The sequence below is a fragment of the Wolbachia endosymbiont of Chrysomya megacephala genome, from assembly GCF_008245065.1.
Classification (GTDB): Bacteria; Pseudomonadota; Alphaproteobacteria; order Rickettsiales; family Anaplasmataceae; genus Wolbachia.
The window spans coordinates 203,379-224,422 of sequence record NZ_CP021120.1 but is presented as its reverse complement, the minus strand read 5'-3'; the positions used below and the strand labels follow the sequence as shown (position 1 = coordinate 224,422).

General features: G+C 34.4%; 22 protein-coding genes, 3 tRNA genes and 1 pseudogene. 12 read left to right on the top strand and 14 right to left on the bottom strand.

Annotated elements, in window-relative coordinates; genetic code table 11:
* Window positions 1-62: 62 nt before the first annotated feature.
* Window positions 63-1,661: an ABC transporter permease gene (locus CAI20_RS01005; RefSeq protein ID WP_019078664.1), complete on the bottom strand. Its 1,599-nt coding sequence runs from the start codon at window positions 1,659-1,661 to the stop codon at window positions 63-65.
* 130 nt (window positions 1,662-1,791) lie between these two features.
* Here CAI20_RS01005 and trhO point away from each other — a divergent pair, with 130 nt between their 5' ends.
* Entirely contained in the window at window positions 1,792-2,637 is an 846-nt protein-coding gene (gene trhO, locus CAI20_RS01000; RefSeq protein ID WP_026097239.1) for an oxygen-dependent tRNA uridine(34) hydroxylase TrhO, read from the top strand.
* Here trhO and CAI20_RS00995 read toward each other — a convergent pair.
* Entirely contained in the window at window positions 2,634-3,014 is a 381-nt protein-coding gene (locus CAI20_RS00995) for a hypothetical protein (protein ID WP_019236728.1), read from the bottom strand. The two genes, trhO and CAI20_RS00995, sit on opposite strands and share 4 nt — an antisense overlap.
* Window positions 3,015-3,152: 138 nt before the next feature.
* Between CAI20_RS00995 and CAI20_RS06525 the strand changes: the two genes are divergently transcribed.
* Window positions 3,153-3,311, top strand: coding sequence for a type II toxin-antitoxin system RelE family toxin (locus CAI20_RS06525; protein ID WP_019236727.1), 159 nt, complete (start codon window positions 3,153-3,155; stop codon window positions 3,309-3,311).
* A 287-nt stretch (window positions 3,312-3,598) separates the two neighbouring features.
* Here CAI20_RS06525 and CAI20_RS00990 read toward each other — a convergent pair whose 3' ends face one another.
* From CAI20_RS00990 to CAI20_RS00975, 4 genes are all read right to left on the bottom strand, one after another.
* On the bottom strand, window positions 3,599-3,901 hold the full coding sequence (locus CAI20_RS00990; RefSeq protein ID WP_230440381.1) for a type II toxin-antitoxin system RelE family toxin: 303 nt from the start codon (window positions 3,899-3,901) through the stop codon (window positions 3,599-3,601).
* On the bottom strand, window positions 3,864-4,073 hold the full coding sequence (locus tag CAI20_RS00985) for a DUF6290 family protein (RefSeq protein WP_007302130.1): 210 nt from the start codon (window positions 4,071-4,073) through the stop codon (window positions 3,864-3,866). Before CAI20_RS00985 ends, CAI20_RS00990 begins: the two co-directional genes overlap by 38 nt.
* A gap of 354 nt (window positions 4,074-4,427) precedes the next feature.
* Window positions 4,428-4,514: transfer RNA gene (locus tag CAI20_RS00980), tRNA-Ser, on the bottom strand.
* Window positions 4,515-4,545: 31 nt separating this feature from the next.
* Window positions 4,546-5,334 carry a DUF2163 domain-containing protein gene (locus CAI20_RS00975; RefSeq protein ID WP_007302129.1) on the bottom strand — a complete coding sequence of 263 codons (789 nt, stop codon included), beginning with the start codon at window positions 5,332-5,334 and terminating at the stop codon, window positions 4,546-4,548.
* A gap of 129 nt (window positions 5,335-5,463) precedes the next feature.
* Here CAI20_RS00975 and CAI20_RS06770 point away from each other — a divergent pair, with 129 nt between their 5' ends.
* Window positions 5,464-5,598, top strand: coding sequence for a hypothetical protein (locus tag CAI20_RS06770; RefSeq protein WP_007302128.1), 135 nt, complete (start codon window positions 5,464-5,466; stop codon window positions 5,596-5,598).
* Window positions 5,599-5,718: 120 nt separating this feature from the next.
* Here the strand turns inward: CAI20_RS06770 and CAI20_RS00970 are convergent, their stop codons facing one another.
* The gene (locus tag CAI20_RS00970) at window positions 5,719-7,782 is read right to left on the bottom strand and encodes a WD0745 family porin (protein WP_012481890.1); all 2,064 of its coding nucleotides are present in this window, start codon (window positions 7,780-7,782) and stop codon (window positions 5,719-5,721) included.
* 331 nt (window positions 7,783-8,113) lie between these two features.
* On the opposite strand from CAI20_RS00970, the gene CAI20_RS00965 reads away from it, so the two are divergent.
* Window positions 8,114-9,427: a lipase family protein gene (locus tag CAI20_RS00965; protein ID WP_007302125.1), complete on the top strand. Its 1,314-nt coding sequence runs from the start codon at window positions 8,114-8,116 to the stop codon at window positions 9,425-9,427.
* Window positions 9,428-9,469: 42 nt separating this feature from the next.
* On the opposite strand, the gene CAI20_RS00960 is transcribed toward CAI20_RS00965, so the two are convergent.
* The 4 genes from CAI20_RS00960 to CAI20_RS00945 form a co-directional block, all read right to left on the bottom strand.
* Window positions 9,470-10,297, bottom strand: coding sequence for a 3'-5' exonuclease (locus tag CAI20_RS00960; RefSeq protein ID WP_019236725.1), 828 nt, complete (start codon window positions 10,295-10,297; stop codon window positions 9,470-9,472).
* Window positions 10,290-11,174 (bottom strand): GTPase Era, encoded by an 885-nt coding sequence (gene era, locus CAI20_RS00955; RefSeq protein WP_052264868.1) that lies wholly within the window; start codon window positions 11,172-11,174, stop codon window positions 10,290-10,292. The genes CAI20_RS00960 and era overlap by 8 nt, the downstream gene beginning before the upstream one ends.
* Window positions 11,175-11,218: 44 nt before the next feature.
* A complete protein-coding gene (locus CAI20_RS00950) occupies window positions 11,219-11,668 on the bottom strand; it encodes a hypothetical protein (protein WP_149168682.1) in 450 nt (149 codons plus the stop codon).
* Window positions 11,669-11,770: 102 nt separating this feature from the next.
* A tRNA-Gly gene (locus CAI20_RS00945) sits at window positions 11,771-11,843 on the bottom strand.
* 159 nt (window positions 11,844-12,002) lie between these two features.
* Between CAI20_RS00945 and CAI20_RS00940 the strand changes: the two genes are divergently transcribed.
* The 4 genes from CAI20_RS00940 (at window position 12,003) to CAI20_RS00925 (ending at window position 13,961) form a co-directional block, all read left to right on the top strand.
* Window positions 12,003-12,623, top strand: a complete 621-nt coding sequence (locus CAI20_RS00940) for a ribonuclease D (protein WP_149168681.1) — start codon at window positions 12,003-12,005, stop codon at window positions 12,621-12,623.
* A gap of 79 nt (window positions 12,624-12,702) precedes the next feature.
* Entirely contained in the window at window positions 12,703-13,029 is a 327-nt protein-coding gene (gene trxA, locus CAI20_RS00935; protein WP_064085368.1) for a thioredoxin, read from the top strand.
* A 39-nt stretch (window positions 13,030-13,068) separates the two neighbouring features.
* Window positions 13,069-13,145, top strand: a tRNA-Ile gene (locus CAI20_RS00930).
* A 525-nt stretch (window positions 13,146-13,670) separates the two neighbouring features.
* Complete coding sequence (locus tag CAI20_RS00925; protein WP_012481886.1) at window positions 13,671-13,961, top strand: hypothetical protein; 291 nt, start codon at window positions 13,671-13,673, stop codon at window positions 13,959-13,961.
* A 15-nt stretch (window positions 13,962-13,976) separates the two neighbouring features.
* Here CAI20_RS00925 and CAI20_RS00920 read toward each other — a convergent pair whose 3' ends face one another.
* Entirely contained in the window at window positions 13,977-15,110 is a 1,134-nt protein-coding gene (locus tag CAI20_RS00920; RefSeq protein ID WP_149168680.1) for an alpha/beta hydrolase family protein, read from the bottom strand.
* Between the two features lie 181 nt (window positions 15,111-15,291).
* Between CAI20_RS00920 and CAI20_RS00915 the strand changes: the two genes are divergently transcribed.
* The 4 genes and pseudogenes from CAI20_RS00915 to CAI20_RS00900 all read left to right on the top strand — a co-directional run bounded on the left by CAI20_RS00915 (window position 15,292) and on the right by CAI20_RS00900 (window position 18,076).
* The gene (locus CAI20_RS00915; RefSeq protein WP_149168679.1) at window positions 15,292-15,951 is read left to right on the top strand and encodes a CADD family putative folate metabolism protein; all 660 of its coding nucleotides are present in this window, start codon (window positions 15,292-15,294) and stop codon (window positions 15,949-15,951) included.
* 22 nt (window positions 15,952-15,973) lie between these two features.
* On the top strand, window positions 15,974-16,351 hold the full coding sequence (locus tag CAI20_RS00910; protein ID WP_007302114.1) for a dihydroneopterin aldolase: 378 nt from the start codon (window positions 15,974-15,976) through the stop codon (window positions 16,349-16,351).
* Window positions 16,348-17,600: pseudogene (gene folP, locus CAI20_RS00905) on the top strand (dihydropteroate synthase). The gene CAI20_RS00910 and the pseudogene folP overlap by 4 nt, the downstream one beginning before the upstream one ends.
* Window positions 17,597-18,076 carry a dihydrofolate reductase gene (locus CAI20_RS00900; RefSeq protein WP_019236719.1) on the top strand — a complete coding sequence of 160 codons (480 nt, stop codon included), beginning with the start codon at window positions 17,597-17,599 and terminating at the stop codon, window positions 18,074-18,076. The pseudogene folP and the gene CAI20_RS00900 overlap by 4 nt, the downstream one beginning before the upstream one ends.
* Window positions 18,077-18,355: 279 nt before the next feature.
* On the opposite strand, the gene CAI20_RS06610 is transcribed toward CAI20_RS00900, so the two are convergent.
* Entirely contained in the window at window positions 18,356-19,258 is a 903-nt protein-coding gene (locus tag CAI20_RS06610; protein WP_230608984.1) for a PGAP1-like alpha/beta domain-containing protein, read from the bottom strand.
* A 525-nt stretch (window positions 19,259-19,783) separates the two neighbouring features.
* On the bottom strand, window positions 19,784-21,040 hold the full coding sequence (locus CAI20_RS00885) for an iron-containing alcohol dehydrogenase (protein WP_149168678.1): 1,257 nt from the start codon (window positions 21,038-21,040) through the stop codon (window positions 19,784-19,786).
* Between the last annotated feature and the right edge of the window lie 4 nt (window positions 21,041-21,044).

Sequence of the window (21,044 nt, the reverse complement as noted above, 5' to 3'; positions counted from 1 at the left end):
TCTATAGTTGTCTTTTTTCGTCTATCTTATTTTGTTACTCTGCTGAACAGATGCAAAATAGTTTATTTTTGATTCTTATCATCAAGTGTGAATAAGATTATTGTAGAGGTTAAACCTATAATAACTATCATTAACGAAAATGGGGCAGCTTCTCTGTAACGCTCATCGCTGACAAGTTCATATACTCTAGTTGATATAGTTTCAAAATTAAATGGTCTGATAATTAGTGTTGCCGTGAGTTCTTTTACCGTATCCATAAACACGAGCAGAAATCCCGATAGTATACTTTTCTTGATAAGGGGAATATGAATATTCAGGCACGTGGAAATAGGCCCATGACCCATAGTATATGCAGTCCATTCAATTTCATTTGGTGTTTTTTTGAGTCCCGACTCTATCGCCTTGAAAGATATAGCAAAAAAACGAAATAAATATGAGTAAACTAATGCGCCAATAGTTCCTACCAAGCTAATTTCTACAATATATTGAGTAATGAAAGAAGATATTCTGCTTAAAAACATTATTATGCTAATTGCAATAATTGCATTTGGAATTGCATATCCAAGAGAAATTAGACGTGCTATATTGCTTATTAGCTTATTTTTACGTGCTGTATATCCAATAATTATTGCAATGCTGATCGAGATTAGCGCGGTAATAAATGATAAACTAATACTGTTTGTTATTATATTGTAAAATCTTGCTTCGTATATGAAAAAGCCTTTCTCTATGCTCCAATATATAAGTGGAATCATTGGTAAAATAAAGCCTATTAATATCGGCAATAAACACATAAGATAAGAAAAGATCAACGATATAGAACCGTTTATACTACGTTTATTGTGATAATCTGCATTAGTATTGATTGAAGAGTAAGATATTTCTCTTTTTTGTAGTTTTTTCTCGATAACTATTAGTGTTGCAACGAAAATCAGTTCTGCAACTGCCAAAACAGTAGTTGAATATTTGTCATGCAGTAAAAACCAAGTACGGTATATTCCCGTCGTGAAAGTATCGATAGCAAGAAACTGTGGTGTGCCGAAATCTGTAATTACTTCCATTAGTACCAAGGATAACCCAGCTATAATTGATGGACGTATGGAGGGTATGATGACAGAAAACAGACTCTGTAATGAGGAGAACCCAAGTGTTGATGCAATAGTGACTGAGTTACTAACGCTCTTTAGACTTGAGCGGACCAACATATAAACGTATGGATATAGACTAAATCCCATTACTAATATTCCACCACCTAGGGATTTGATCTCGGGAAACCAATAGTCACCTTTGCCCAATTGAAAAGTATCTCTTAACAAGCTCTGAATCGGACCTGAAAACTCTAGCGTATTTACATAAACAAACGATACTATATATCCAGGAATTGATATCGGAAAGAATAAGGCAATCTCAAAAATTCTACTTCCGGGAAACGAAAAAAATGTAGTAAGCCAAGCTGGAATTACTCCAAATATAAAGGATATTAACCCTACTCCTACCATCAAAATCAACGTATTGAGTATATATTCAGGAAAAAGTCTACTAATTACCCATCCAGAGTTTGCTGATTCTGTAAATAGAATCGATATTAACGATAGTATAGGGCAGACAAATAATACACTTACTAAAAACAAGAATATATTTTTAAATACTCTCAGAAACATTAACTTGAATCTATATTTGATATTAAAATGTTATATGCAAAAACTAAAGATATCCAGTAATTAACAGCCGTCCTATTGAATATCTTCATAATTTTATATATTATGTTTTAAATCGATAAACTAATTAATTATGAGTTTTGTCATTGCAACTTTCTATCATTTTGTAAAACTCTCTAATTATTATGACATGAAAGATGAAATAAAAGTTGCATGCGACAACGTTGAATTAAAAGGCACTATACTCCTTGCAGAAGAGGGTATTAATGCAACCGTATCTGGTGAAAGAAACGCGATTGATAAAATATTAGATTTTCTACGTTCTGATTATAGACTAAGGGACCTTACATGGAAAGAGAGTGCAGCAGAATATCAACCATTTAGTAAGATGAAAGTGAGATTAAAAAGAGAAATTGTGAATCTTGGTGTAAGTAATCTCGATACTTCCGTTAGAGGTCAGTACATTGATCCAGATTATTGGGATGATTTTATCTCTCAACCTGATGTTTTAGTGATAGACACACGAAATGATTACGAAGTAAAACTAGGCAAGTTTAAAAATGCAATCAATCCACATACTCAGCGTTTTCGAGATTTTCCTCAGTGGGCAGAGTCTTTCTCTGAGAGTAAAGATCTGAAAGTGGCTATGTACTGCACTGGTGGAATCAGATGCGAGAAATCTACAGCATATATGAAAAGCCTTGGATTTAACGATGTTTATCACCTTAAAGGCGGTATTCTTTCCTACCTTGAAAAAACTCACAACAAAAGTGGTAATTGGGAAGGCGAGTGTTTTGTTTTTGATGATAGAATTGCTGTTGATCACTCACTCGCCCCAAGTGATAAAATAAAATGCATATTCTGCTCAAGTAAAGTTTCAACTGATGAGCTGAAATCAGTTCCACGTGGCCAGGTAGTTTGCTCTGATTGTAAATCTTTAAGTATTGAAAGAAAGCTAGAATTCAATACGAACCTCTAAGAAAATCTGCTTATTGCACACTTACTAACCTCAATTTTATCAAGACATTTACCTACGACATAGCCCGCTCCAGCTCCAAGTAACGCACCAACTATAGCAAATGCAATCAACACTACACCAGAACCGCCAATAAGAGCTAAAGTTTCTTGCCATAAACAACATGCTGCAACTAGACCAGCAGCTAAACCAATTCCTGCACCTCTGCACCTAAGTTTCATGTTATTAACACTAGTATAATGACTTCCAAAACCAAATTCTTTGATATCTTTTCTTTTTTCTATAAAATTGATAAGCTCCTGTATTTCTTCGTTATTTGTGTTGCTACGCAAATCATATAAATTTATAACGCCATCCTTTACATATTTTTCAAAATTCATTTTATTTTTCCATACTATTAGAATATATTTTTATTACACTTAATGTCTTAATAGTTGGTAAATTCCCATATAAGAATAAGTAGATAATCTTACCACTATAGGTGGGACTAAAGCGCGATAAGATTAAATTCCTGAAAAATGTTGGTAAGAAGAGCTTTTCCAAAAACAATAAAGTTAAGAGTTGAAGAGATAGTAAAAGAGCGACTTACAGTTAATCCAATTGATTTTGGTGAATCGTTTTGTTACAAACTCAAAGGATACAGAAGACTGAGAACTGGCGATTATCGTATCATGTAAATGCTGCAAAGTATGAAGTGTTTCAATAAAACACAGAAAAGACATTTATGAATCCTAGATTAATATCCTTCCAGTATTAACTTACTGTAACCTTTCCGGTTGATCCACTGCGATTCTTTGCAACGTTTATCTCTAATCCGTTATTAGCATCGATTTTATAGTCTGTAGAATAGTAAAATTATAGGGGTATAGTCAAAAAATGAGTTATTTTTGAGCTGAGCAAAGCCACCTAAGGTGAAGAGGAAAGAGGTCTGTATAATGAAATATACAATGCTTATAGGAAGGTTCTAACTTTTATAGATGTATTCTCTATGCTCTATTGCAGTAATTATTACTGTACGTTCTAATTTACTTATCCTATAAACCAAACGATAATCACCAGATCGTATTCTACGATGTCCTTTGAACTCACCGAGCAAGGGATCTCCTGCCTTCTCAGGAGAAAGTGTAAGACGCTCTTTTACGATTTCTTTTACCCTTGACCATATTGTCTTTGGAAGATTTTGAATGTCTTTGTGAACTACATTTTCCTCATAGCAGATTAAATACTTATCACCAGTTGATGTCTTCATGCCTGATGAATTTTGCATTTCGAGTGTCACGTTGAATAGCAAGTTTGGCTATTGCCATATCTTCTTCATTTTCAATTGCTTCTTGTATAAACTGCTCTGCTAGCTCTTGAGCTGATTGATTCTTTACTTTAGCTAAACGAGTAAGGTTTTTTAAAACTTTTTCACTAATGTTAATACTTGAATCAGCCATAAGTTTTACCGAAATCTACTGCATAATTATACAACATTTTCCTAAAATTTTCAATAAAGAATTGTATTGACGGATTATGGTAGATTGAGTATATACTAGTATTAGATTTTAGGGAGAAATGACACAGACGTATTGCAAGACATCATTAGGAATAAGGAAGGTATGCTGGCTACTGGATGTATTTCTATGATAACAACTACTCTTCATCATCAAAAATCAAGAAGGCTCTGCAACTTGATAACTCTATTCTTTTATTGACGTAGATGACTCTGAAAAATTGCGGAGCTGAAGTGCTATGGTTATTACGGTTTAAGAACAAAACGGAAAATCCTATGTTACACTAGAAATAATGTGCGGAAAAGGGGGGATTCGAACCCCCGACATATTTTCATATGTGCACGCTTTCCAAGCGTGTGCTTTAGACCGCTCAGCCACCTTTCCATACTTATTCATAATATTAAAAATTATGCTGCTAAACAACTGGTATATATGGTTCGCCACGGAAATTCACAGTATTGTTAAACTTGTTTTTGCACGTTAAAAACGCTTTATCACAACCTGCAAGTATCGAATATTTATCTCCGGTAGAAATTTGATATGGAGGAGAAGCAAATAATGTAACTACTTTATTTTTGTATTCTTTAACTACAACTTCAAATGTTGCTGAACTAAACACTCCGTGCTTATAATATCCATCGCTTTCGATTAAATTAGTGTCTTCAAATCTTCTTTCATCTATCACTTTAGTAATTGTGCTCATTCTACTAAACTTTTTAGCATCAGCTTTACATCTATCATCGCAAAATTGTGCCCTGCATACAGGAGAATATAGCTCTGTTATGCTTCTCTCAAGCTTTGTCGCAAGACCTCTAATTTCAGCGATAAACCTCCCACTATTTAATGTTACTTTACCAAAAGTTCCTGCATGCAAATTCATAATTCCCTGACTCAAATCTTTATAATTCACAAGAAATATTTCAATATTTGCAAAGTCATACCTTCCTGATAAAACATCTTTTTCTTTAATATCAGCACTATTTAATATTCCTTCAATTTCTAAATTATCAGTTCTCAAATCGCTATTTAATATTATACTGCTGGCTATAAAACCGCTTGAAGATTTATAGAATACATTATTGAGATTTAAATCTTCATCATAGTCAGTAAATCCCATTACTTCTCCACTTACAAGTGTTAATTTCCAGCAAGTAGCGATGGTAAGTAATTCTCCAGTTAAATGGTTTTTTAGTTTGGTTTGCATACTGCTTAATTGATTGAATTTGAAAACGTTCGATAGGTAAGGGATTATATCCATTATCTGAGTAGCCATAGGATGTCATGCCAGCGCCCAGACTATTGGCATCCAGTTAAATTTACGAGTATAAAAGTAATGTTAAAATACAACGTTTCTGATGATGATGGAAAAATGGATCCCAGTGTCAAGCACTGGGATGACACCATTTACTATGCAAATTGCCACAATTTTCGTACAGCTGTGACTGGGATGACATTACTTATTGTGTGAATAAAATAAATACTCGTAGAGTTTATTACGCACTGGCTTATGTTTATTTGATCGATGAGTAAATGCTAACAGATAAGATACACACCACATTCAAGTTGTGGTGTGTATTACTAGAACAAATTAGAAAGAAAACTTCACACCAGTGAGGAGAAGAATTCCTTTGTTGGAAGGTACATCAGCATTATTTTTATCTTTCAGCGCACCTTTTTCATCAGTCATAAAATAATGTAAGGCTGCATAAGGAACAAATTTGCTCTTATTGCAAGAAGATAGATCATACTGAACACCAAGTGCAACATCATGAAGCATATCTTTATCACTCATTCTGCTACCAAAGTATGTCAAGCTTGTGTAGATATTATCATATTGATAACCAGCACCTGCAGTCCAATACATAGTGTTTTTACCGTCCCCATCAAACTGAGCTTTCAGCCCTTTTACTCTTTTGTCATCATCAGTAGTACCGTTACCATCAATTTCTGTATAGGTATCACCGACTAATTTTTTAATACCCTTCGGTTGACCAGATTTGCCTAAATATGCAAAAGAAGCAGCGAATTTTATATTTTGACCTTCATCAATCTTATAATCAGCGCTTGCACCCAAATTAACACCCATCAGGTCATTGTACTCTACAAATTCCTTATAAAGATGCTTATCTTTACTCGGTTGCTTTGAAACCCCATATTCACCAACTACGGAAGTTTTAACTTTTACATTATGTTTACTAAAGTCATATTCATATGACGCACCAGCACTTATTATATGCTGGTAATCTGGTCCAACATGTCTTAACGTTTCCTCATTCTTTACCCCTGTTACCTTATTACTTGAATCTTTGAGGAAATCTGGAGCTATTTCTTTTACAACGGATAAACCACTATCGTAGCGAGGTGAGTAGCTAAGACCAAATCTTGCACCCATATAATTTGGTGAGTAGTAAGCAGCTCTAAATGGCAATGTGGTCATAACCTCTTTGTTGTATTTTCCTGCCATACGGAAGGAGAGTTTTTCGCTCTCGCTCGAGAAGCTTTCAGTGTAAAGACGTGGTGTTACGTAAAATGGGAAGTTTGCAGCACTTCCTTCTAAGTTTACTTTTCTGAACCAGTCACTATCTGCAGCTCCATCAACAGTTGCAATTCTTGTTGCATCAAGTCTCATCAGAGACTCAGGACCAAACTGATAGCCAAGTTTCAGATCACCATATTTTGAATTCAAAAACACATGTGCACTTCTACCTCTTGCAGCATTCACGCCTTGTGAAGCTCCTTTACCTTCAGTAACTGGAACATGGAATTGTACATCGGCACCATAACGAAGACCAATATCCTCATTTTTATTTTCAGCTCTTAAGTGCAATATTGCATCTGAAATCATGCCCATGTTTTCACTGTAATCACCAATATTCCCTATCCCTTTAGGAAATATTGGATTTGCTCCTTTTATACTATCTGGAGTATTGTTAAAATAATCTGTAGATTTACCTGGCATAACATTATAATGGTTATAGCCACTTAGCCCATGGTTACCATAACCTTGAGAATCAACAACGCCACCGAAAGTTATTCTTAAACCATCCCCTTGATTGGTATTGATAATATCAATACCACCAACTGAAACAACAGGACTTGCCTTACCTTTTTCCTCTGTATTGCTGTTAACAACTTTTACATCCTTTTTTATATCTTTAGCTTCAATTTTAGCATTCTTAGTTTTAGAACCCTTAATTTTTGACTTTTCTACATTAGAATTTTTAGTGCTTAGAGCTTTCGCCTTTGAATCCTCTATAAGCTTTGCTTTTTTCTCTTTTGCTAGCCTAATTTCATCTTTTTTCTTTTGTTTTGCTACTAATTTTAACTCTTCTTTTTTCTTCTTTTGTTCAGCTGCTAATTTTAACTCCTCTTTTTTCTTCTGCTCAGCTGCTAATCTTAGTTCTTCTTTTTTCTTAAGCTCCTCGGCTTTTTTTCTTGGATCAGCATTACATATCCTGTCCATTTTTTCTTTTAGTTTCTTATTTGACGTCTTCATCACTTCCATCTTTCCAGAAGTTTTGATTGACTCGTTACTCTCTTGCTTTTTTACTTCCTTCATACTCTCGTCAGAAAAGTCAGCAGCAAAGCCACTGAAAGAACATAAAGTCAATAGAGAAGCTAGAGCAGTTCTAGTATAAATAGATTTTTTCATGAAGTGCCCCCAAAAAATTTTAAAATCATAACATAAATAGTATAAAGGTGTTGAAAATCCAACTTAAAGCAACCTTATAGTGAAAATAAAGGTAAAATGCAATACTTTAAAAGCAACTTTCTTAATACGCTCAACGTGTATATTAACCAAAATTTAGTACAGAGGTTTGCTTGTTAGTGTATTATAACTCTATACTTATTCTATGGAAGTAAAATTTACTCAAAGTAAAAGCATAAAAAGATTAAATTATTAATATAAATTGTTGACAATAATATTAATTTGTATTATAGTTGGTAGATTATTGTTTTATTTTTGATAGATTAGGGTACTTATGGATTTTAGTTTTTTACGCAATTGGTTTAGCACTACAGGTGCTGCTACAGGCTCAGAGCCAGGTAATACTGAACAGCCAGACTCTATTTCAGTAGATGATGGCAAATACGAGATGAAAGAATATGACGATGAATTTGAGATCATTGAAGATTATGAATTTATAAATCGTGCTGATCCAAATGAGCCATGTTCTTTACCTTCTGACTATAAAATAGATGAAAGTATTGTAAAAATTGCAGGATTTGATAGAGAGAAATTATTAGAAATGGGTAATTTCTGCAAGATAAGCTATGGCGATGATGATGGTAAATTAAGTAAAAAAAGATGTAACAACCTAGCTCAAAGAGTATACAAAACTGAATTTGAAATTGTAGAAGATTTTGAAATTGTTCCATCTACTGAAAAAATGTATAAAACTAGAGCTGAACTCATCAGCGAAGGTTATGAAATTATTCCATTTGGTAATAGCTTTGAAAAAGATGCTGGTCACGTTTTTATAAAAGGTAAAGAAATAACAATAGCCTACCATGGTACTCGTCTGAGCCAGAGTTTTAATGATGGAATTACTGATATAAATGTACTTTTTGCTACTTCGGAATTTTTACCTGAAGGTGGAAGAATTCATTGTGGTTTCTATAATTCATTTATGGATTCATGGCCTAATCTGTATGGCATTTTGAAATCTCATGCTGAAAAACAGGGATCAGAAATCAAGGATTTTAAAATTAATCTCACAGGTCACAGTATGGGAGGAGCTATTGCTAAGATAGCTGCTTTATGCCTCAATAAAACAGAAGGAGCTGAAGATGTTCATGTTGCAACTTTTGGTGATCCACGAGTTTTTGATCTTACTGCTAGTGAATTTTATAATGATGTTCTTCAAGAAAAAACCATTAGAGTAACTCAACATAGACAAGACCCAGTACCAGCGGTATCACCTGGTATTTGTGGTTATGCTCATGTAGGTGCACAATTGAGAATATCAGTACCTGAAGGATATTTTGTTCATCAAATAGATGGTTATCATGAAGCCATTAAAATAATGGATGAAAAAGATTTCCGATCGAACAATAACGTTTCTCTCTTTTATTACCCTTCGAGAATATTAAGTCGAATTAACTGTGCAGTTTTAGGTAATGCTCAATATTATGCTGCTAATTTAGGTAATTATATTCTTGGTGGACAAAATTTTTTCGAGAAAGTAAAAAAGGAATACCAAGATAAAAACTTAGAAAATTTTTCTAAGCTTGAACAAGCAGAAGTTAAGCAAAGGGCACATCAAAATGTCTTTTCTACTACAAGGAGTTTATAACTACTATACAGAGCAATCATTAGATTGCTCTGTAGCATCTATTCATTTAAATTCAATATAAAAATTTTCACCAGAAGTTATTTTCCATTCTTCTTTAAATTTCTTTAGGTGTTCTTTTTTTTCGCATTCTAAAAGCAGTTCTTCTATGCTCTTATTATAGCTTTCTGTAGTAATTCTTCCTTGATGATGCATAAACCTCAAATAAATCAAATAAGTGTTAATCACATCTGTTTCACAATAATCGCGAATCTCTTGTATTTTGCCACTATCATATAAGTCCATAACTTGTGAACCATCAACTCCAATCTTACCGGGAAGATTAAATGCTGCGCAAACTTCGTTCATCTTCATTCTTGCAGAAGCTCCAAAATCAGAGAGAGATTCAAGCAAATCACAATGCCAATCACTACTGTACCTCTGATTGTAACTATTCCACTTATCGCCAGCTTTGTGAAAATATTCTGCTTGAATGCCATGAACCATAGCACGGTACTTCAGTACCGGTATATCAAAAGTGCGTCCATTGAACGAAACTAGTCTTGGCTTTTTCTCTGATATGTAGTTAAAAAATCCCTTTACTAGCTCTTTTTCATTGGAGTTTACTGTGCCTCCAGATCTTATTTCTTGTAGTGTGAACATTTCATAACCGCTCTGGCGTGTTATATTACAAAGTAAAAAACTAATGACTACAACAAGGTGGAAGGGCTGACGCAGAAAAGAGTTTTGCCCGTTTGTTATTTCAAGATGATATTTTGTTAATGCGTTCCTCTTTTCTTCTACACTGCTATCATCACTAATATTTAGTAAATTCTTGCAGGAATTTACATCTGGTATAGTTTCAATATCAAATACCAACAAAGAATTAAGCATTACTTATATATTCCTCAGGGCGATCAGTCCAAGGTCGCACTTTTACGAACAAAAAGAGATGAACTTTACACTCAAATAACTTTTCCAATTCTGTACGTGCCTCGATATTAATTTTTTTTATGCTACTGCCGTCTTTTCCTAGCACTATTTTCTTATGATTATCTTTCAATACAAATATGATCTGTTTTATGACTAAACTCTTATCTTTTTTTTCCTCAAATTGTTCAGTTATAACAGCTGTAGAGTATGGCAATTCTTCACGTAGGTTCAAGAATAACTTTTCTCTCGTAATTTCCGCTGATAAAAAATCAGCTGAGGAATCAGTTATTTGATCTTTTTCATAAAACCAAGGGCCTATCGGTGCAATTTCAGACAAGTAACTAGTCAGATCAGAAAGTCCATCATTCTTCAGTGCCGAGATCGTAAAAATTTTTTCAAACTTATAAAGCAAATTTAGGTGCTCATGTGCCATCTTGAGCTCTGATTTCTTTACTAAATCAGTTTTATTGATAACCAAAATGCATCTGCCTTTTGTGCGCTCCAGTCGTGCAAATATCGTTTTTATTCTTTCTATATTTTTTAGGTAATTGTTTACATCAACAAGCAACAAAGTAATGTCACTATCCTTAACTGCTCCCCATGCAGATTTGACTAAAGCTTTTTCAAGATTTGTTTCTGCTGAAAACACTCCTGGAGAGTCAGTAAAAACAATTTGCGCATTGTTGCATATAGCAACACCCCTTACCTGCGTCCTTGTTGTCTGCACTTTAGGGGTGACAATTGCAATTTTCTTGCCTACGATGCTGTTAATTAGCGTCGACTTTCCAGCATTTGGCAAACCAGCTATCGTTACAAATAAGCATTTTTGTTCTTTCACAAAGGAAATTATAAAGAAAACTAAATGCTAACGTCAATTGATTATTATATAGCTTTCTCTTCCCCTTTTGAAGAAAAACGCTCAACTATAGGTGATATAATATAATCATTCACTTTTTCAGCTATTGGTTCAATAACACAAACTGTTACAAATACCCCTGCGATTACTGCTATGGGTGCTATCACCGCACCTGCTAAAGCTGCCGATCCCATTCCAAGCATTGCACCAGGGAAAACAGCAGTTGCAGCTGCAGCAAGACCAACTCCAGTTGCAAAGCTTGCAGCACATGAACAAGCACCAATAAAAAAACTTTCTTTGGAAAATTTTTCATTATAAATAAATTTACATGCAAGTAAGGCTGCCGAAACCGCAGCAATAATTCCACCCATTACTAAAGGTGATAAAGCTGTAAAACTGAGTCCCAAACCTGTAAGTGCTCCTATTGATGTAGCTATACCTAAGGCAAATAACATTGGTTTAGTCTTGTTGTCCATATAATCCTCCTAAATAATAATTTTCTAAAAAGCTTTTAGCTACTTTTAGTATAGCTGAACTAGTTGAATAGGGGAAGGAAATTTTTTATGTTAAAATTAAAGAGCGGGAGAAGGGGTTCGAACCCTCGACCTCAACCTTGGCAAGGTTGCGCTCTACCAACTGAGCTACTCCCGCAGTTAAATTCTGCTTAGATTCTACTTCTAATTATAGGTACATATTACAATTTGTAAACCCTACATGCATGAAAATCATGAGAGCCAATTTTCTATGATCTTTTCGTATACTTAAAACTCATTTTTGATTATTGTATGTGTCATAAAACATATTAAATTTATGAGAATATTTATATATAAGGACGACCTGCCAGCCAGTGCAATACCGAATGATATAAAATCTATAGCTGTTGATACAGAGGCAATGGGGCTACTGCATAGCAGAGATAGATTATGCCTTGTTCAGCTCTCTTTCAATGATGGCAACGCTCACTTAGTTCAATTCAAAAACGATTATACAGCTCCAAATTTGAGAAAAATATTAGAGGATAAAAATATAACCAAAATATTTCACTTTGCGCGATTTGATGTGAGTATAATACATTACTACCTTCAAACTTGGTCACTGCCTTGCTATTGCACGAAAATAGCCTCACGTTTAGTTCGCACCTACACAGATAATCATAGCTTAAAAGAGTTGTGCTTAGAACTACTTGATATAAAATTAAATAAGCAACAACAATCTTCTGATTGGGGAAATGAAAATTTAACAGACAAGCAAAAAAGTTATGCTGCATCTGATGTTTTATATCTCCATAAAATAAAGGAAAAGCTAGATTTAATGCTAGAACGTGAAAATAGAAAAGAATTAGCCGAAAAGTGCTTTGAATTTCTTCCTACTCGTATTGAGCTAGATTCAATGGGTTGGGGGAGTGTAGATATCTTTAATCATCATATGTAATCACTTCACTTGAATCCAGAAAAATTTAGTTGATCAGCTGTTAATTGATACGCTATATTTATAAAAATTTAGGTATTTTATGAGTGATGATATTAAAGCGGTAAATGATCAAAATTTCGAATCTGAAGTTGCTAACCACAAAGGATTTGTGCTGGTAGATTTTTGGGCAGAATGGTGTGGACCATGCAAAAGTCTGATGCCACGTATCGAGCAGTTAGCCAAGGATAGAAAAGACAAGATCAAAATCTGTAAGTTTGACATAGATGGAGAAACTGAGGTGCCAAGTAAGTATGGAGTTCAATCTATACCTACTTTAATCATATTTCAAGATGGTAAGGAAATTGCACGCAAAATTGGCGCAATAAATGATTTACACAGTTGGGTTGATAGTGAAATAAGCGAGTAGACAAATTTCCTTTTGTGTGTATTATAAGTGTTAGTAAAAGGGATTGTAGCTCAGTCGGTTAGAGCAGTTCGCTCATAACGAATTGGTCGTAGGTTCGAGTCCTACCAATCCCACCACTATTGATACAATTGCAAGGCCTACTCTCTTAGATAAGCTTTTTGCCTTATTAAAGTACTTGGTTGTTAGTGTTTGAAAACTCCATGATATTAGATTTCTTGCATAACTGGAATTCAAAAGTTCCAGCGCGGTTTTCTTATTGGATCTCAGCTGGGATGACGCCTGGTTATGAAAGAAATCTATTGTCAAAAAAAATTACTTCCGCGTATTTTGAATCTGATTATAATGACAATTAGAGATATTTTAAGAGCTCAAATTTGTCTGCAGACTTTCAATTAATCTTTCAATAAAAAGCGTGCTCTTCAGCTTATATCTGTCGTGTGTGCGCTGCATTTTTTTCTAATCTTTTTATACAGGAGGATTTTATGTCCAGAATTCCAGATATTTGACCTTTACCTTAGCTAATAACAGGCGCCTGTGGTTTTTATAAAGAAAGTGTAGGAAAGAACCAAAAACTTTTTCGAGGCATAAATTTGCCATGTATACCTAAAAAGTAATTATATTAGCATAATGTTCATACTTATATGCTAATATTAATATTATTAAAATTGAAGAATATTATGGAACAACAAGCATCAAACAAAGAGAAAGGGATTGAATTTAGATATAATCAATGTAATCAGAAATGCCATTCCTACAAAACAAAACGGACAGACCAAGAATGCCTAGATAAATGCTATGAGAAGTACGTTTCTAAACTTTATCCACAAATTAGTGAGAAATTATTAGCTAGTGAAAACAATCTCTATGATGAAAGCGAAAAATTATTGCTTATAGCAAATGAAATACACAATCAAGATGCAATGTTTTTTTAATCACAAAAGAAACACTTATTTCAATATTTGAAGAGATGTTAGCTTTTTAGATATATTCTGACTTATTGAATAATTCTTTAAATTGGTAAAATACTGTTTCTTTTCCTCTATTTCTTTTTCACTATTCTTTCCACATATCGCTTCTGTTTTTATCTCTGGTTGTTTCTCTTGATTGAGAGAGCCCTTCTTTTCAAAATAATTATCTGTGAATTCTAAAAAGAGTGAAATTAACTCAGGAAGAGTGTATTTATGTTCACTTGATGAGCACAATTCTGTAATCGGAGAAAAGTGAATATCATCTGCCTTAATAGGTAGTAACGATAGAAACTTATTCCAGCATTTTCTCATTACTCCAACTTCAGGTTCAAGGTTTTTTATTTTAGCTAAGTTGGCATGCTCCATAAAAAACTCTTTATATTGCTCAAAACCTTCAAAAGTTTCTTTTTTTTGGTAGTTTTTTTTCCTATGACTTTTTTCTATGTCAGAAATTTTAGTACCTATATTTCCCTGCTTACTAATAAACCCATCGTTCTCTAGATTAAAACAAATTGTGTATGGAGTAATATCGTTTACTATTGTATGTGGCTTAAAGTGCCAACCAAAGCATTTGAGTATGAATTTTATTATAGGAGGAAATAGCCATTTAGGTTTTGATATGTGTAGTAATTTCACTACAAGTTTTTTGAATGAGCTAAAGGATTTATTGATAACGCATCTTAAATGAACATTGTCATCTTTTTTAAACTTTTTATAAACCTCTGCAGCTATTGGTCCTCCAGCACAGCTTCCATACAGTACTATATTGTCTGGGTGAATGCCTTGCTTTAGAAGATCTGAAATGACTGCAATTCCTGCATTTACTCGATTTTGACCGTTTAAAGAATGACCTTTGCTTTTTCCAGAACCAGGAAAATTAATAAGGTGAACATCCATACCTGCTTCAGCTGCCCAATTCCATTCACTTTTGTCTTCATCTGGCTCTTTTTCAAAAGTATATGTAAGCCCTGGAAAGTAAACTATATGCTTTTTCTTTCTGCTATCTGCACTGCTCTTCGAGTTTGACATCACTATCTTTTGAATTCGCATTCCATTTTGAACTTCTACGAACTCTTCCCTAATTTTTATTGTATTTTCTTCTGTTACTTTCATTTTGCGTTTTTCACTATATTGATTTAATAATACATGAAATTTTAGAAAAAATCAATTTTTACTAAAAAATTAACTTATAGCGTATCTATCTTTATATTTATTGGAATTAAGGTAGTAATGGGAAATGTCTCTTGACATTTGATAAACCTAAACGTAGCCTAAAACAATTTAGTGTTTATTTATGACATTTGTTCAATCACTTAATAATCAATTAGATAGTTTACACTTATTAAAACACCCATTTTACGAGTCATGGAATGAAGGTAGCTTAAGCCTGCAGGCTCTTCAAACCTATGCTAAGGAATATTATCACCATGTTGCTGCTTTCCCTCGTTATATCAGCGGTATACATTCTTTATGCCCCAATCTAAAGATGCGGCAAGTTTTACTTGGTAATTTAATAGAGGAAGAACAAGGCGATGAGAATCACCCAGAATTATGGCAGCGTTTTGCTGAAGGGCTCGGAGTAGCAAGGGTTGATCTTCTTGAAGATGCACAGGTTAAGGAGACGCAAGAATTAGTTGACGGTTACTTTGACATTGTAAAATCAGATTTTGCAGCAGGTCTTGGAGCTCTGTACGCTTATGAACGTCAAACTCCAGAGGTTTCTAAATCTAAAATTGAAGGTCTAAAAAAACACTATTCAATAAATGATGAGCGTCCTCTCAAATTTTTTACTGTTCATATGGAAGCTGATGAGTGGCATTCTGAAGAATGTGCAAACCTTATTGCAGATTTAAACGAAGAAGAACAAGAGAAAGTTATGCAAGGCGCTGAAAAAGGAGCAAAACTCTTATGGGGTTTTCTTGATGGCATGATGAATGTTGATGTTTGTCATTAATTATAAGTAGATACTAAATTCAGTGGTAGCATGTAATCTTCTTATATCTGATTTACGGCTTTGGGTTCATTTGGGATGTAGTGCAGAAGAGAAGTTTTCTCCCCAATTGGTGAGTATTGACGTTGATTTCACTTTTAAATCTCCTCCTTCAGGGCTTACAACTGATCAACTTAAAGATACTATCTGCTATTTGGAAGTAGTGCAAAATATTCAATCTCTTGTTCAGGGCAAGCAATTTAATTTAATCGAGCATTTAACTCATGATATATACAGGATGATTAACGACCTTTTTATGCAAAAAGAGCATTCTGTCAGGGTGACTACTCACAAAATCGCACCACCAGTTCCTGGTGTGCATGGGGGCGTTTTTTTTACTTACTGTAATGAATTGCAAGAATGATCTATATTTCTATTGGATCAAATATAGGGAATCGCCTTTCCCATTTACAAAGAGCTACTGAGTTACTAAAGAAGCGCTATTTAAAAGACTTAAAGTCTTCGATCATTCTAGAAACTAAGGCTATTTTACCAAATGTGCTCCACCTGATTGGAACAAGCCATTTCTCAACATGATTGTCTATGGAAGTTGTTCTTCTTCTCCTGAGGAGCTACTAAAAGGCTTAAAACAAATCGAATGTGATATTGGTCGTCCACAAGTCTACGAAAAATGGGCACCTCGTGTTATTGATTTAGATATTTTGTTATGGGATGATCTAACGCTTGATACACCTGATCTTAAAATTCCTCACCCAGAATTGGTAAACAGGCCATTTTTGATCCACTTGATGGCAATGGTTAACAAAACATTTGCTTTCAATGTTCAAGACTGTTTTTCAAAGAGTTTTACGATTTCACCAAAGCTTATGGGTATTGTCAACATTACCCCTGATTCATTTTCAGATGGTGGTCTTTATTATGATGCGAATCGAGCAACCAAGCAGGCATTGCAGCTGGTATCAGATGGTGCAAGCATAGTTGATCTTGGAGCTCAATCAACAAGGCCTGGAGCTTCAATAAAGACGCCAGAGGAAGAGTATGAACGTCTAAAACCAGTACTTGATAATCTTAGCGACTATATGAAAAATGGTGATATTGAAGTCAGCATTGATAGTTTTTGGCCAGACGTTATTTTAAACGTTTTGAAGCACTACAATATTGCCTGGGTAAATGATCAGAAGGGAGATCTGAGTAGTAATACCTTAAAAGAAGTTGCTAGCAGTGGGTGTAGTGTCGTTATTATGCATTCACTTTCGATACCACCACATAAGGACAATATTATTCCACATGATATTGACCCAATTGATATCATAAATAATTGGGCAGAGGAGAGCATTAATAGGTTACTTGCCCTTGGTTTTGATGAAAGTTCAATAATTATTGATCCTGGTATTGGTTTTGGCAAATCTATGTATCAGAATATTCAGATTTTACGCAGTATAGAAACTTTACAAAATTTTGGCTGCAAGGTTTTAGTTGGCCATTCCAGAAAGTCATTTATTTCCTCTTTTTCCATAGAATCTCCCTCTAATAGAGATTTAGAAACAATTGCTATATCTGCTATACTGCAAAATAAGGTTGATTTCCTTAGAGTGCATAATGTACGCGACCACATGAGATTTTTTGTAGCCCAAGCTGTCTTAAAGGGATGAAGATTATTGGAATTATGGCTGTTGACCCTAATGGGGTAATTGGAATAAATAATGATTTGCCCTGGCGTTATCCAAGTGAGTTTAAACATTTTTGTCAAGTAACCGACAAGCAAGTTATTGTGATGGGAAGAAAGACATTTGAAACCGTGCCTCAGAGTATACTAAAGAATCGTACACCTATTGTTTTCTCCCGTAACAAGTGTTTTAATAGAGGCCCAAAATGTACTGTTGTCTCTTCCATGAAAGAATTTCTGTCAATTCAAAGTAGTTCTCAAGTCTTTGTGATTGGTGGGGCACAAATAGCACACCTTTTTTTAGAGCATAACCTAATCTCAGAATTTATTATGACTGAAATGCATAAAACTTATAAAGGTGATACGTATTTCAATTTAGCACTCCTTGATCAGTGGAATAAAACTATTCTCACTAAAACTAAAGACTATACTATATGCAATTGTGTCCGTTCAGCAGAGTAGTAAAATAAGGTAGGCGAGAAAAGACAACTATCAGTGCATGACACTGGCTCCTTTATGATGGTCAGTGCCCAGAAACTGGCATCCAGTTAAATTTATGGATCTCAGTGTTACCTACTTAAATAACAGGGGAGAGCTACTAAATGACATCTTCAATTTCTGTACAGCTACATCGCAAGAAAGGAAGCACTGGCTTTCACATTAGCAAATTCCCTGAATAGATGCATACAATTTAATGCATAATGAAGTGTGACCTTAGCCAAAAAAAAAGCAGCAAAAAAGTTAACGCGTTCTAGACGTAACTTTACTAAGTACCATTTCTCTTAATTCTTCAGTCAGTGTGCCACTATCCAAAACACTGTTATGAGGATCATCTCCATATATACACAGATCATCACGAATCTTGATCGGATTACCATTTAATAATCGATCATCTCTCATTGCATTTGCCAACTGTGCAGGAAGTGGTATTAATTTGTCTCTTGCGTGATTAATAATTACTATTGGCGTTTTTTCATTTTGTGACTTTTGTAAATTATCTACTATATCAAAGTCTAAATCGAAGGCTTTTAGTATTCTTTTTAGTAGGAATGAGGGCAGTATACTCAAAATTTTCGTCTGAGGTATTGGAAAATGCTCTATTGCTGTATGAAAAGAACTAAAAGTGCTAGTGAAGACAATTCCTCCAAGTTTAACATCTCTATTCGCAAAATGCCTTGATACTTCTGATGCAACTGCTCCTCCAAAAGAATGACCGAAAAGTATAATATTTTCGGGTTTTACACCTTGATTTATTAGTTGATTAATTTTCTCTATTGAAGACTTGAATAAGTTTTGATTCTTATTTAGAAACGGAATCATGAGTAGCAATATAGATAAAAAAACACAAGCTGAAGCTGATAAGACTGCCAATCCAGCTGTTCTAGCTGTTATTGGATTAGTGAGCAGTATGACAGTAGGTGGCAATATTGATGCTAGTAAGCATACGAAGCTGGTTAAGGCATAAGTTATATAATTTTGAAATGCAGCCGGGTATTTGTGTGCATGAGTGTGAAAATTAGGTATATCATGGTGGTGCATGAGCTCAGATTGCATATCTTTACAGAATGTAGTTGCATTTTTATAATTATCCCCTAACCCATGAAAGAATATAAGATGTATTTCTTTTTCTTTAGTGTTAGGCATTATTTTCACTATTAAATATTTTCAATTATATACTATTCTTATAATTTTGTTGAGCTTTTTCTATGTTAACTAGTGAACCGGCAATCTTAAAATGCTTGCAAGATCTACTTACATCAAGGTGCATGAGTTTTTTTTGTATCCGTTCATCAGAGTAGTAAAATAAGAAAAAGAGAAAAGACAACTAAATGAATTTCATCCGAGTAGCTGACACTGACATCTATATAAAGACAATCTAATGCACTCATTTAAAGTGAAGTTTTCTGGATCCCAGTGTCTAGGCACTGGGATGACAAGAAAAGAGTTGACTTGAATGACACCGAATAGGCACTGGGACAGAGGCTACTTGAATAATATTTCACCATGTCATTCCAGCACTTGATGCTGGAATCCAGAAGTTTTTTGAGCACAAAAGTCATGCTAAGTTTTTGTTGTTAAGAAAGGCTGGATAGCTACTTGAATGACACCATTTGTTACTGTGTTTTTGTCTATCTTATTTTGCTACCCTACTGAACGAATACACAAAATCTAACTTTTTTCTATACAACCAGCTAGGTCAAGAAAGGTGAATCTATCTCTTGTTGCAAATGTAAGATTGACTACCTTGCAATATTGCTCTTTGTTCCAATTAAGATGCTCCGGTAAGTACGGAATTGATAGATCTTCAAATACTTTCTGCAGGTGTTTTGCAGATAGTAAATTTTGCTTAATTAAACTAGAAATATTACTCCATTCTTTGTAAATAATCTCTTGAATTTTTTGCTGCATAATTTGCTTCTGCTTTAGAATTTTTATAAATTCGGTATTACCAAAGCACTGAGTTATATGTTTTACATCTAAAGTGATCGGTTTGGTAATCGGGTTTTGTATTGACAATATCTCCTCTTGCAAGTTAGCCATAGTAATCGTCGTAACAGCAATTTTTTCGCCATGTAACGAGGAGGAATAATCTTTTGTTACCGTCTCCATTGCATGAGCTATCATATGTTCTCCTTGGCTTGCAGAGTAGCTGCCTTTTGACATCACCATTCCAAGTCCTGAAATCAATAAGGCTTCCATAAGTAATAAAACTACTCTTTTATCTTTTTTAGCAAGTGCCAAGTGTTCTCTGAGCAAAATTTCCTCCAGATTGCGAACAAGTTTAAAGGGGAGTTCATTATATTCTGTGCCAAGTAATAGATGAGATAATAGCCAATCGGCTTGTACTGTTGAACGGCAGATGAAATCTGCAAATCCACTTAATGTGAGGCGTGGTGGTGCGTTGGCAATTATATCGTTATCAATGTATATTGCCTTTGGAAGATGTGCTCCGAACGATTTTTTATATCCATCAACTAATATTGAAGCGTTTGCAGAGCTATACCCATTCATGGAAGCGGCTGTTGGGAACGATATATAATCTTTTTTCTCGAGGTAGCTTGCATATTTGCAGATATCATTAACAGTGCCACTACCAAATGCAACCATTAAGTCACTATCTTTTGCTTTATTTCTAACTAGGTTTACAGTTTGGAGGGAAGCAGCGCTGTTCAGTCTATTTGGTGTCATCCAAGTAGCGTGACACTGCGATCCATCATAGTCACACGCTGGAATGACAGTTGTGGCTGGAATAATTAAATGAGAAACTTTATTAAGTATGTTTTTGTTTAAAAGTTTTGCTGTATTTTCATCTGCAATCAGAAAAATGTCATTTCCGTATTGTCTACATATTTCATAGATATTATCAGCAACTTCCCTAATAAGAACTTGTTCTGTGTGCTGTAATATTTGTTTTAAATATCGCATAGAA